At 60.4% G+C, this 12,652-nt stretch carries 11 protein-coding genes; 7 read left to right on the top strand and 4 right to left on the bottom strand.

Translation table 11 applies throughout. From position 1 onward, the window contains the following. Positions 1 to 132: 132 nt before the first annotated feature. Positions 133 to 1,056 carry a LysR family transcriptional regulator gene (locus CLU84_RS09655; RefSeq protein WP_099736982.1) on the bottom strand — a complete coding sequence of 308 codons (924 nt, stop codon included), beginning with the start codon at positions 1,054 to 1,056 and terminating at the stop codon, positions 133 to 135. Between the two features lie 204 nt (positions 1,057 to 1,260). Here CLU84_RS09655 and CLU84_RS09650 point away from each other — a divergent pair, with 204 nt between their 5' ends. The 7 genes from CLU84_RS09650 (at position 1,261) to CLU84_RS09615 (ending at position 10,431) form a co-directional block, all read left to right on the top strand. After that, positions 1,261 to 2,601: a DUF3100 domain-containing protein gene (locus tag CLU84_RS09650; protein ID WP_099736981.1), complete on the top strand. Its 1,341-nt coding sequence runs from the start codon at positions 1,261 to 1,263 to the stop codon at positions 2,599 to 2,601. A gap of 15 nt (positions 2,602 to 2,616) precedes the next feature. Beyond that, positions 2,617 to 3,792: a M20 aminoacylase family protein gene (locus CLU84_RS09645; protein ID WP_099736980.1), complete on the top strand. Its 1,176-nt coding sequence runs from the start codon at positions 2,617 to 2,619 to the stop codon at positions 3,790 to 3,792. Between the two features lie 251 nt (positions 3,793 to 4,043). Then, positions 4,044 to 5,393, top strand: a complete 1,350-nt coding sequence (locus CLU84_RS09640; RefSeq protein ID WP_099736979.1) for a putative DNA modification/repair radical SAM protein — start codon at positions 4,044 to 4,046, stop codon at positions 5,391 to 5,393. An 18-nt stretch (positions 5,394 to 5,411) separates the two neighbouring features. Then, entirely contained in the window at positions 5,412 to 6,296 is an 885-nt protein-coding gene (locus tag CLU84_RS09635; protein WP_099736978.1) for a TIGR03915 family putative DNA repair protein, read from the top strand. Positions 6,297 to 6,625: 329 nt separating this feature from the next. Next, complete coding sequence (locus CLU84_RS09625; protein ID WP_099736976.1) at positions 6,626 to 7,879, top strand: cation:proton antiporter; 1,254 nt, start codon at positions 6,626 to 6,628, stop codon at positions 7,877 to 7,879. Further along, on the top strand, positions 7,869 to 9,020 hold the full coding sequence (locus CLU84_RS09620; RefSeq protein WP_099736975.1) for a YbdK family carboxylate-amine ligase: 1,152 nt from the start codon (positions 7,869 to 7,871) through the stop codon (positions 9,018 to 9,020). The genes CLU84_RS09625 and CLU84_RS09620 overlap by 11 nt, the downstream gene beginning before the upstream one ends. 196 nt (positions 9,021 to 9,216) lie before the next feature. Continuing rightward, positions 9,217 to 10,431, top strand: a complete 1,215-nt coding sequence (locus CLU84_RS09615) for a GGDEF domain-containing protein (RefSeq protein WP_099737963.1) — start codon at positions 9,217 to 9,219, stop codon at positions 10,429 to 10,431. Here CLU84_RS09615 and CLU84_RS09610 read toward each other — a convergent pair. The 3 genes from CLU84_RS09610 to CLU84_RS09600 all read right to left on the bottom strand — a co-directional run bounded on the left by CLU84_RS09610 (position 10,404) and on the right by CLU84_RS09600 (position 12,522). Then, a complete protein-coding gene (locus CLU84_RS09610) occupies positions 10,404 to 10,718 on the bottom strand; it encodes a DUF2322 family protein (RefSeq protein ID WP_099736974.1) in 315 nt (104 codons plus the stop codon). The two genes, CLU84_RS09615 and CLU84_RS09610, sit on opposite strands and share 28 nt — an antisense overlap. Positions 10,719 to 10,786: 68 nt before the next feature. Then, the gene (locus CLU84_RS09605) at positions 10,787 to 11,563 is read right to left on the bottom strand and encodes a hypothetical protein (RefSeq protein WP_099736973.1); all 777 of its coding nucleotides are present in this window, start codon (positions 11,561 to 11,563) and stop codon (positions 10,787 to 10,789) included. A gap of 107 nt (positions 11,564 to 11,670) precedes the next feature. Beyond that, positions 11,671 to 12,522, bottom strand: a complete 852-nt coding sequence (locus tag CLU84_RS09600) for a DUF2167 domain-containing protein (RefSeq protein ID WP_099736972.1) — start codon at positions 12,520 to 12,522, stop codon at positions 11,671 to 11,673. Positions 12,523 to 12,652: the final 130 nt, after the last annotated feature.

Raw genomic sequence — 12,652 nt, 5'->3', positions numbered from 1 at the left:
CCGATGATAGGGCTCTGAAGACTGGCCTGTGCTGATCTGCCTCAAACGCGGCGGTTGTGCTCAGGCACTGCGGTGGGTCTCCATTGAACGAGGGACTGTAAAAAAGGCCGTAGCGCTATGAGTCGGCATTGGCTACCCGATCGGCTGGTCGGTCTGAAACGCCTGAATGCCCTGCATGCAGTACAGCAAAAAGCGGTTGGCGGCGGGCGAGAGATGTCTGCCGGTGCGGGTGATGAGCTGCATCTCCGCATCCTGAAACGCGGGGTTGTGAATAGGTATGGCGCGCAGGCGGCCGCTGGCCAGAGCGGCCGTGACGGAGCAGGGCGGCAGCAGGGTCACGCCCTGGCCGCTGCTGACAAAGGCCAGCAGCACGCTGATCAAATTGCTGGTGAGCGCGGGGCTGAGGTGAATTTTGTCGGCGTGTTCGGCATACTCAATCAGCTGGCGAATGCCGTACACCCCTTGCAGCATGGCGATGGGCCACTGGTTCAGCTCTTGCAGCGAGGTGTGCGTCGCGCTGGCCAGAGGGTGCTGGGCGTGCACGATGGCGTGCATTGGCTGGCGAGCGGTGCCGCGGGCGGTGATGTGGCTGTCGGCGGGCGGGTAGTAGACCAAGCCGATTTCGGCCGCGTCTTCGCGGATACGGCGCATGATTTCGGTCGTGCCGTAAATCTCCAGCGAGATGCTGACGCCGGGGTACTGCTGGCGAAACTGGCGAATCGGCCCGTCAATCAGCTCTTGCGCAAAGCCTTCGCCGCTGACCACGCTGACGCTGCCGCTGTGCAGGCCGCGCATGGCATCGACCTTGGCCAGCATGTCATGCTGGTGAGCGGTGTGCTCGCGGTGGTAGTCCAGAATCAGCTGACCGGCTTCGGTTGGCACCACGCCGTGGCGGTGGCGCTCCAGCAGGGCCAGGCCCAGCTCTTCTTCCAGCAGGCTGATCTGGCGGCTGACGGCCGAGGGCACGATGCCCAGCTTTTCGGCCGCAGCGCGCACCGAGCCGCAGTAAACGGCTTCAAAAAGATAGCGGGCGCGGGAGTCTTGGAAAGCAGGCATGGCTGATTGTCGTCGCTAGATAAAGTCTGTAAACCTACGTATGTTCACTTTTTTAGAACAGAAATGTGAAGTCTATGCAATATATGCATTGTTATATTCGACGCCCGCATGGGTGAGTGCCAGCTTGGGCTGGCTGTGCCCATTTTTCAGGGTTCATAGCTATTTCAGTGCGTCGGCAGCCGCCGTCGTGCGCAAGGAAGTTTGATGCGTACAGAGGTGCAGCCAGCCAAGGCAGCGTTGAAGATGAGCAGTGTGGCGCAAGTGTTTGCGCTGGCGCTGGGGATTGCGGCATTGTCCGAATGGCTGGGGCCGCTGCCCATCGCTCTGGGCGTGGGCAAGGTGGTGTTGCTGCCCATGATCTGGGCGCTGCTGATCGGTCTGGTACTGGGCCTGCTGCGCAAACGTCTGCCCGGGCCGCTGCAGCTGGGGCTGTATAGCCAGAATCTGGCTGCCGCCGTGCTGTCTTGCGCGCTGTTTTTGTTTATTGCCAAGCTGGGCTTGCTGGTGGGCGGCTCGCTGCCGCAGCTGGCGCAAGTGGGCTGGGGTCTGGTGCTGCAAGAGCTGGGCAACCTGATTGGCTGCGTCGCACTGGGCATGCCCGTGGCACTGATGCTGGGCATCAAGCGGGAGGCGATTGGCGCCACTTTCTCCATCGGGCGTGAACCCGGCCTTGCCATCATCGGCGAGCGCTTTGGCATGGACTCGCCCGAAGGCCGCGGCGTACTGGCCGAATACATTACCGGCACGCTGATCGGCGCGATCTTTATCTCGCTGCTGGCGGGCTTTGTCTCCAGTCTGAACATCTTCCACCCCATCGCTCTGGGCATGGGGGCTGGCGTGGGTTCGGGCAGCATGACCGCCGCCGCTGTGGGCGCTATTGCCGCCCAGCACCCCGAAATGGGCGACCAGATCGCCACCTTTGCCGCTGCGGCCAACCTGATCGCCACAACCGTCGGTACCTATTTGACGCTGTTCATCTCGCTGCCGCTGGCCGTGCGTGCTTACCAATGGCTGGAGCCTATTCTGGGCCGCAAGCGCAAGGCTGCTGCGGTGGAAAAGACCCTGGCCGCTGGCGCTGCAGACGAAGAAAAAGTGGATGTACCGGCGCTGAGCCTGGGCATGCGCCTGCTGAGCTGGGTCTGGGTGGGTGTGATGGTGCTGATTGGCAACCGCATTGGCTATGGCATTCCGGTAATGGATGCACTGCCCGGCGTGCTGATCATCATTGCTGCCGTGCTGGTGGGCGATCTGATCTACGTGGGCACGCGCCGCAAGCTGCCTGCCGTGTGCTGGATTTCCTTCATCGCCATGGCCATGACCTTCCCGCACACCCCTTTTGCGGCTGAAATTGCGGCCATGACGGCCAAGGTCAGCTTCCTGGCCATGATTACGCCCATGCTGACCTTTGCGGGTCTGTCGCTGGCCAAAGACATTCCTGCCTTCCGCCGCCTGGGCTGGCGCATTGTCGTCGTCTCGCTGCTGGCCAATGCCGGCGTGTTCCTGGCGGCCACCATGATCGCTCAGACCTTTGTGCACACGCTGTAAACGAAGCAACGCCCTATGCTGAACACTATTCAATGGCCCGGCCAGCAAGCCATGCAAGCCTGGCGCCATGACTTTCATCGCCACCCCGAAACCGCGTTTCAGGAACACCGTACCAGCGCCCGTGTGATCGAGCTGCTGACCAGCTTTGGGCTGGAAGTGCACACCGGCCTGGCTGGTACCGGCGTGGTGGCCGTGCTCAAGGGGCTGCGTGGCGCTGGCCCATCCATCGGCCTGCGTGCCGATATGGATGCGCTCAACGTGACGGAGCTGAACCAGTGCCAACACGCCTCCACCCATACCGGGCGCATGCACGCCTGCGGTCATGACGGTCACACCAGCATGCTGCTGGGCGCCGCGCAAGCGCTGGCATCGCACCCCGACTTTGCGGGCACCGTGCACTTCATCTTTCAGCCTGCGGAAGAAAACGAAGGCGGCGCGCGCGCCATGATTGAAGATGGCCTGTTCAAGCGCTTCCCCATGGATGCGGTGTACAGCATGCACAACTGGCCCGGCTTGCCCGTGGGCACGGCAGCGGTCCACCCCGGTCCGGTGATGGCTGCGTTTGACATTTTTGACCTGACCTTGATCGGCAAAGGCTGTCACGCTGCCATGCCGCACCTGGGCAAAGACGCACTGCTGGCCGCCTGCCAGCTGGTCACGCACCTGCCTGCACTCATCGCCCGTGAGCAAGAAGTGCACAAGCCCGCCGTGCTGAGCGTCACCAGCTTTAACGCCGGCGACACCTACAACGTCATGCCCGAGGCCATCAAGCTGCGCGGCACGGTGCGCTGTTTTGACATGCCCCAGCGCGCGCGCATTGAGCAGCGCTTTCGCGACGCCATTGCCGCCACCTGCGCCCTGCACGGGCTGGAGGCCCAACTGGACTACCGCGTCAGCTACCCAGCCACCATCAACAATGCCACGCATGCCGAAGTTTGTGCCGATGTGCTGACGACGGTGCTGGGCGAAGGCCAAGTGCGCCGCGACATGGTGCCCAGCATGGCGTCGGAAGACTTCGCCTTCATGGCGCAAGAATGCCCCGGTGTCTATATCTGGCTGGGCAATGGTGAAGACAGCGCATCGCTGCACAACCCCAAGTACGACTTCAATGACGCCAACTTGCCGCTGGGCATGCGTTACTGGGTAGAACTGGTGGGCGCGCTGCTGCGCGATGGCAAGCTGCCTGCATAAGCTTTCATAAGCCAGCATTGGCATCCATGAAAAGCCGGGCTCTGACCCGGCTTTTTTGTGCCCGCAAAAAGTTTGCAAGGTTTGAAAATTGATAGCTGCTAGCGCTTTCAGAATAAGCGCTAGCGGCTTGTTTGATGCTGAATTTCGGGTGGAGTCTAAAACCCCTGGAATTGCAATCATTAGTCGTTTCGGTAGAGTGCTGTATAAATAAACAGTATTTCGATAATCGTCCAACGATTTCGATCTCCATCATGGAAACCATTGCCAAACTCAGCATCCTGGCTGATGCCGCCAAATACGACGCCAGCTGTGCCTCCAGCGGCGTCAAGGGACGCAATTCGCTGGGTGGCAAGGGCATGGGCTCGTCCGAAGGTATGGGCATTTGTCACAGCTACGCGCCAGATGGTCGCTGCATCTCGCTGCTCAAGATCTTGCTGACCAATTTCTGCATTTACGACTGCCGCTACTGCATCAACCGTAAAAGCTCCAACGTTCAGAGGGCGCGCTTTACGGCCGCTGAGGTGGTGGCGCTGACGCTGGACTTCTACCGCCGCAACTGCATTGAGGGGCTGTTTCTATCGAGCGGCATCATTCAATCCAGCGACTACACCATGGAGCAACTGGTGGAGGTGGCGCGCAGCCTGCGTGAAGACCACGACTTTCGTGGCTATATCCATCTCAAGACCATTCCCGATGCAGCGCCCGAGCTGCTGGCGCTGGCGGGCCGCTATGCCGACCGGCTCAGCATCAATATTGAACTGCCCACCCCAGAGGGTCTGCAGCAGCTGGCCCCTGAAAAAAACGCCAAGCAGATTCAGTCGGCCATGGGCGATGTGGCCCGGCATATCCAGCTTGCCAAGCAAGAAGGCCGTTCTCAGGCGGCGAGCAGCATCATCTCGCTGCCCGGTAGCCAGCGCGTGCGCCGCGCCAGGCCGCCGCGCTATGCCCCGGGCGGGCAGAGCACGCAGATGATTGTGGGGGCGGACGATGCCAGCGATGCCGCCATTTTGCTCACCAGCAGCGGCCTGTACGGCGGCCACGGGCTGCGGCGCGTGTATTACTCGGCCTTCAGTCCCATTCCCGATGCCTCGGCTGATTTGCCGTTGCAGGCACCACCACTGCTGCGTGAGCACCGGCTGTATCAGGCGGACTGGCTGATGCGCTTTTATGGCTTCGCCCATCAAGAAATCGTGCTGCCCGGCAGCGGCGGCATGCTGGACCTGGAGCTGGATCCCAAACTGGCCTGGGCGCTGGCGCATAGGCAGCACTTTCCCATGAACCTCAACCGTGCGCCCAAGGAGTGGCTGCTGCGCGTGCCCGGTCTGGGCGTGCGCAGCGTGCAGCGCTTGTTGATGGCGCGGCGGGGGCGCAGCTTGCGGCTGGCCGATCTGCAGCAGCTGCGCATTGCCACGGCCAAGGTGCTGGCCTTTGTGGAGCTGGCGGACTACCACCCGCGCCGCGCTGATCTGGAAAGCCCGCTGCTGCGCCAGCAATTGCTGCAGCGCATGAGTCATGGCGTGGTTCAACAAAAGCATAGCGGTATGCGCTTGCCAGATATGGGCTTGAGCGCAAAAACATCTCAGCTTTCTTTGTTTGACTGATTGTGTTGAGTGGCTGAGATGGACACAAACCCTGAATCATCCAGCGCTGTATCCCGTGATTTTCTGGTGATCGAGCTGGCCCAGCCGGATGACTTTGACGGCTTTCGTCAGGCTGCCCGAGTGCTGCTGGCCTTGAACGCCGAGCCGCATGCCGTGCGCTGGCGCTTTTGCCAGCCGCTGGCGCAACAGATGCCAACGCAGGATTTGTTTGCCGCCGATGAAGCGGGCAGTGTGGTGGGCAGGGCGCTGACACCCGATGCGCTGGACCAGTTGCCGCTGCCACCGACCCAGCCGTTGCGTCTGGGTAAGAGCCAGCTGTCCACCTTGAGGCTGGCCTGCTGCCACAATCTGGCCGGCCGCTTTGCGCTGTGCTATCGCTGGCTGCATCGTTTGCAGTCAGACCACAGGCTCCGCCTGGATGCTCTGGACAGTGACTGGCGTGAGATCGAACGTCTGGCCAAAGCGGCGGGCCGCGAGATTCACAAAATGCATGCGTTTGTGCGCTTCAGACCTGTTCCCGGGACGGAGGCCGACGGGCAGGCCATGCAAATCGCATGGTTCGAGCCCGAGCACCATGTGCTGCGCGCGGCTTCGGGCTTTTTTCGCCGGCGCTTTCCCAATATGCGCTGGGCAATTCTCACGCCGCAATGCAGTGTTTACTGGGACTTGGAACAGTTGCTGCTTGCCCCTGGCAGCACAGCGGACCAGGCTCCAGAGCCGGACGCGGGCGAGCAACTGTGGCTGACCTATTACCGCTCCACCTTCAACCCGGCACGCCTCAAGGAGCAGGCCATGCAGCGCGAGATGCCGCGAAAATACTGGAAAAACCTGCCTGAAGCAGTGCTGATCAGCGAGCTGGTGGCGGGGGCCCGTGGTCGTACCCAGCGCATGCTGCAAACCTGAGCCAATGCAAAGACAAAGACAAGGGATCGCGCCGCGCGTCCACTTGTGCAGGGGCTCTGGTTTTCGCCCGTCTGCTTTGCTGACAGCGTGTTTTGTTGCTTCGCAACATGCACGTATCATGACTTCAGTGCCTTGCCAGTGCGGCTGAGCAAGGCGTGCGCGGTGGCTGTGTCTGCGTCACGCAGGTTGGCAGCCATCTCCCGCAGTTGTTGCACCCGGCTTTTCAGCCATTTCTGACAGCGGTTTCGCTGTCCTTCACGCAACGCTGCCTGCAGCAAGTCGGATTCAAGGCTTGGCTTTGTGTCCGACATTGAGACAGGAGGGCGCCGATGTTGTCCGCATCGCAAACGATTCTGAACTGGTGTGTCTTGGTTATCGCCGCAGCTTTGCTCGGTCATCTGGTTCATCGCTTTACTGGTTACCCGCGCATGCTGGGTTACACGCTGGTCGGGCTGGTAGGCGGCTGGCTGGGGTTTGGTGATTTGCTATGGCCGCTGCAAGGCAGTACTTTGCTGCTGCTGGAGGTCGCGGTGGGCGTGAGCCTGCTGCTGGCTGCCTCACAGTTGTCCTTGCCCTGGCTGCTGCGCCAGCCGTGGCTGATCTTGCAAAGTCTGGGTGAGTCGCTGCTGACGCTGGCGCTGGTTGGCGGGGTGCTGCGGGTGCTGGGCTGGGATTGGTCTGTGGCTCTGGCGGTGGGCGTAGTGTCCATGGCTGCGTCACCTGCTGTGTTGCTGCGCATTGCCGATGATCTGCGTGCCAGTGGTGCGGTTACCGACAGAAGCCTGCTGCTGGCCACGATCAGCACCTTGCTGGCGCTGCTGGGCGCGCTGGTGTTGACCGTGGTGTTTCTGCCTGTGGCCGCCGCTGCCGGTGGCGGGCTGCAGTTTTCAAGCGCCGGTCTGGGGCGTTTGCTGCTCAGTGTTCTGTTCACCTTGCTCTGGGCTGCGTTGCTGACAGCCGCTTTCTGGCCCGTGCTGCGCTGGCAGTCTTCGCGCAGCGACACCACGGCCTTGTACCTGCTGGCTGCCATGGTCGCAGTGTGTCTGCTGGCCCAGCAATGGGGCGGTTCTGCCGCGCTGGCCTTTATGGTGGCAGGGCTGCTGCTGCGCAATCTCAGCCCCCGGCCGCTGGTCTGGCCTCAGGCCTTTCAGGCCGGCAACGCCATGCTCAATTTGCTGATGTTTGTGCTGGTGGCCAGCATGGCGGCGCAGGTCGGGCTGTCGCTTGCTCTGATTTCAGTCGTGGCAAGCGCCGTACTGGCAAGGCTTGTGGCCAAATTTTCTGCAATTTTGCTACTGGGCAACGGCACGGCCATTGGCTGGCGCAGGCAGTGGCCTGTGGCGTGTGGGCAGATCGCGCTGTCGGGCGTGGCCTTGCTCATGGTGTCTGCGCTGGTGCAGCAATGGTCGGTGTTCAATCTGGGCGTGGCCCAGCAACTGGCGGCGATTGCTCTGCCCATGATTGCCCTGTGCGAGGTGCTGGGCGTGCTGCTGGCTGCCAGCGCCCTGTGGCGCAGCGGCGATGCTCACCGGGGTGTAGGTCGCGCCGCATTGCAAAGAGGGGAGAAGCGCCATGACAGCTGAAACACAATCTCAGAGCCCTAAGGAGAAGCTGGGCGAGTTCGCCCTGTCGCAAGCCCTGTCGCTGGGCGTAGAGCTTGAGCTGCAACTGCTCAGCACCCATCACTACGACATGGCGCCTTATGCGCCCGACATGCTGGCGCTGCTGAAAAATGCCAAGGTTCCCGGCTCCATCGTGCCCGAGGTGACGGCCAGCATGATCGAAATATCCACCGGCATCTGCCAGGATGCGCAGGATGCCTATGAGCAGCTCAGCGTGACGCGCGATGCACTGGTCAAGGCCGCAGATCGCCTCAACATCACACTGGCCGGTGGCGGCACCCACCCGTTTCAGCAATGGCACCAGCAGCGTATTTATGACAAGCCGCGCTTCAAGGAGATGACGGCGCTGTATGGTTACCTGACCAAGCAATTCACCATCTTCGGTCAGCATGTGCATGTGGGCTGCCCCAGCGCGGACGATGCGCTGATGATGCTGCACCGCCTGTCGCGCTACATTCCGCATTTCATTGCGCTGTCTGCCTCCAGCCCGTTTGTCCAGGGGCAGGACACGGCGTTTGATTCAGCCCGGCTCAACTCCGTTTTCGCGTTCCCGCTTTCGGGCCGCGCACCGTTTGCGCTGCACTGGGAAGACTTTGAGCGCTACTTTGACAAAATGGCGGCCACGGGCGTCATTCACAGCATGAAGGACTTTTACTGGGATATCAGGCCCAAGCCCGAGTTTGGGACGGTGGAGGTGCGTGTGTTCGATACGCCGCTGTCGATTGACCGCGCGGCCCAGCTGGCGGCCTATGTCCAGGCGCTGGGGGCCTGGTTTCTGAGCGAGCAGCCGTTTGAGCCCAGCGAAGATGACTATCTGGTCTACACCTATAACCGTTTTCAGGCTTGCCGCTTTGGGCTGGACGGGACCTATGTGGACCCGGTGAGCAGCGAGCAGCATTCACTGCGTGAGCATATCGCGCTGACGCTGCAGAAAATCAGCAGCTACGCCCCGGCCAATGGTCGCAATGCGCTACAAGATTTGAAGCAGGTGCTGGGGCCGCAGGGCAACGATGCCTGCTGGCTGCGCGAGCGTTATGCCAAAGTGCAGCAACTGCCTGAGGTGGTGCGGCAAGCCTCGCTCAGGTTCAGCGGACGGGGGTGAGTCGGGGATGATGGATGGAGGTCAAGCGTGAATCGCGGATGAATCGATAAACCGGGCGAAATGTGCTTGACGTGCGAAGTTGCAAATCTTTACGATTGCGGGGTAAGAAGGCCTGAATTGCTTTTCTACTTCAGGTCTTGTTTGTCTCATCGCATCTCACAAGCAGTGCCTGCCATTATTCGAGATGAACGAATTCATGGTTGCTACCGTCATTCTTGGCATGCTCTGCGTGCATCTGCTGTGTTTTTGCGTCATGTTCATGCTGATCAGCCGTCGGCTGCATGGCAAAAAAATGGGCATGGAAGTCTTTGCGCTTGGCAATCTTCTGCTGGGCTGCGCCTACATCATGCAGTTGCTGGGCGGCCAGCCGGGGTGGAGCCTGATCAGTGCGCTTAATCACACGCTGACGCTGTGCGCGCCCGTCACCTACCTGCTGGGGGCACTGCATTTTTTCAATCGCCCGGTGCCGGTGCTGCGGTCACTGCTGGCGGTGGCGGTGATCTATACCAGTGCTCAGGCGCTGGTGCAATGGACGCTGGGCCAGGAAGCGCGCCAGGCCCTGCTGGCTGCATCTTGTGCCTTGCTGTTTCTGGGCATGGCCAGTGCGTTGATCAGCGGCATACGCAGCTTTGCCAAAGACACGCCGGTAGAGACGGTCGTGCTGGCCCTGTTGATTGCGGGTATTGGCGTGCTGAACGCCGTGAAGTTCGCATTCATCTTGCAGGGCGGCCTGGAGGCGTTGAACATGAACAGCCGCTTTCAGACGCTGTTTTACCTCTATATGTCTTTTCTGGGGACTGTCATTCCGCCAGCCGCCGTCTGGCTGGTTCTACGCCGTCTGACGGATGAACTCAGCGCCATGGCCGCGCATGATCCGCTGACACAGCTGCTCAATCGCCGTGGTCTGCTCAATGGGCTGGAGCAGCACTTTGCCTCCAGAAATGCTGCACCGGCCCATATCTTGATCGTGGACATTGACCATTTCAAGCGCATCAACGACAGCTATGGCCACAAGTTTGGCGACATGGTGCTGTGTCATGTGGCCGAGGCGATTCAGAAAAGCACCCGCAAGAGCGATCTGAAATGCAGGCTGGGCGGTGAGGAGTTCTTGATTGTCTGCCTGGGGCTGGAGACGGCAGAAGCCATGAGACTGGCCGAGCGCATACGTGCTGCGATTGCGCAGATCGAAATCCCGGGCGTCAGCATGCATGGCCCCATTCGCTGTACCGCCACCCTGGGCGTTTCAGCGCCGTTTATGGGCGTGCAGTCATTTGATCATCAGCTGGCGCTGGCCGATGCCGCTCTGTATCGGGGTAAGAAATCCGGGCGCAACTGCGTGCAATGGGCTGGCCCGGAAGAGGCTTCTGTCGAGAAGCCAGGCGATCAGGCGGCCACGACCTTGACGGTGTAACCCTTGCCGCTGGCAATCACGTCTAGCAGGCGGTCGATATTGGGGTGCGCACCGGGGCGGGCCTTGGCGTCTTCGGTATGCTCGGCAAACAGCTGCAGACCTTCTTCAGCCGCCGCGACATTGATGCTGCCGTGCTTGGCAAATAGCGCGTTATAGACGGTGACAGAACCGGTTTTGCCCGGCGCATTGGGAATGCTGGCGGACAGATTGCCAGCTGCATCGATCAGTTGCAGCTCGGCAATATGAGCGATAGAGGGGAGTTGCTTGAGGTTGTCGGCAAAGGCCATGGTGTGCTCGCGTGAGTTGTCGTCGAAACCATGGATTGTGGGCCATGCACAGGTCTTTTTGCTCTTCCTCAGTCCGGTTGGGTCATTGCGTGAGCGACAGGAACGCTGGCCTCTGTACTGGACTTTAATGCGCGCAGGGCTTGCTGCATTTGCTCAAGGTGCTGCTTGTACTCGGGCAGATCGTCCAGCTCATGCATCTCGCTCTGCATGACGCTTTGTACTTGCTGGGCAAAGGCAGACCACTGGGGCGTGTCCATCAGCGCATGGGCGGTTTGCAGCAGATCAGGCTGAGGCACATAGGCCAGAGACAGCTTGCGCACCACATTCAGCGCAAAAGGCGGGCACAGCAAAATTTGCACCGCGATGGAGCGTGCGGTGGGCCTGTCACTTTTGTGGTGATGCCAAGCCAGAACGCTGATGCAGGCCGTGCACAGATAGATCAACGCCAGTGTGATGAGCTGGGCCAGTTCTGAATGCAGCACCAGCAGCGAGGCAGGCAGAGCCATGAACAGCAAAGCGCCCAGCAGGTAGAGCGGCAGGGCGAAAGCTCTGAAACTGCGGGCGTGTGTGGCCAGCGCAGTTGCGGGCATTACATCGCCTGGCAGCGTGATCTGCGTGGCATTCCAGCGCAGGCGGTACACAGGCTGATGAATGGCAAAAATAGACGGCCACAGCAGCCAGTTTTGGCGCAACTCAAAGCCCTGGCTTGCCAGCTGTGCCAGCCAGCCACGGCGGCTTTTGCGCAGCAGGCCTTCTTCGGGCTTGAGCAGCAGGGCGGCGTCGTACAGATAAAACAGGCAGATGATCAGAACAATCTGCACCTGCGTGGTGATCGTGAAATACAAGGCGCAGTGGCTTTCTAAAAACAAACCCCGCGATCTTAGCGATACGCGGGGGTGTGAGCTAGGGCGCTGAATCAGCCGATCAATCAGCCATTTAAGCAGCCGGTTTTTTATTCAGCAGATTTTTTGCGGCCAAACAGCTTGCCAATACCGGCGAACAGGGCGACAGCACCGGCGATAAGGAACTTCCAGGTCGCTGCCAGAAAGCCGCCAATAATGCCCCACAGGCCCTTTTTGGTGGCAACGGCTGCTGCACCGCCCAGCACCAGCGCACCTAAGCCGATAGCGGCCACCTTGTCGCCATTTTTGAACTCGGTATAGGTTTGGCCGCTGTTGTAGTCGAAGCCGGTCAGCACTTTCTGAAACTCTGCGGTGTTCTGGCTCAGGGTCTCGGTGTCAGACACAAGAGTAGCCGTCATCACGCCACCACGACCAAGAATGCGCGAGGTGTAGTTCACATTCTTCTCGCCCGACTCATCGCGCAGACGCAGGCCCCATTCCAGGCGTTTGGTTGCCGTGTCGTAGTGGGGCGCCACCTGCCAGCCGTCGGTATAGAGGGCGGCCAGACCCAGTTTTTTGCGCTCTTCATTGCCGGCCTTGTCGCCAGACTTCATGGACTTGAGCAAATCGTCTGCATCGATTTTCTCGTCGTCCTTCACATAGCCGGTGTCGTCATAGGAGAAGACGGCAAACCAGTCCAGCGATTTGGGTGCTATCAAGAAATGATCGCTGGTGGGCGGGTTGCCAAAGGCTTGCAGCAGCTTGGAGGTATCGGCCTGACCCAGGAAGGCATAGCCCGATGGAATTTGAACGCTGGCCTTACCGGCGATTTCGCCTTTGCCGCTTTCCTGCCAGTGCAAGGCCTTGATTTCAGCAGGCAGCTCTGGCGCGGATTCGGTCTTGGCCCACGCCCCCAGAGACAGTGAAACGCCGAGCAGGGCGGCGGCAATGGTTTTGATCATGCAAAGAACTCCCGTGTTATGAATGTATTGAGGAAATTATTTCTATCAGATGTTGATAGCGTTATGCAAACAGCAGTGGCTGCAACTGATGTAAACGCGCCGCAGCGCCAGGCAGGCGGAAACTGAGCTG

This window comes from Comamonas sp. 26 (assembly GCF_002754475.1).
Taxonomy (GTDB): domain Bacteria; phylum Pseudomonadota; class Gammaproteobacteria; order Burkholderiales; family Burkholderiaceae_C; genus Comamonas.
The sequence above is the reverse complement of the archived record's forward strand: the minus strand, read 5'-3'. Positions and strand labels throughout refer to the sequence as shown.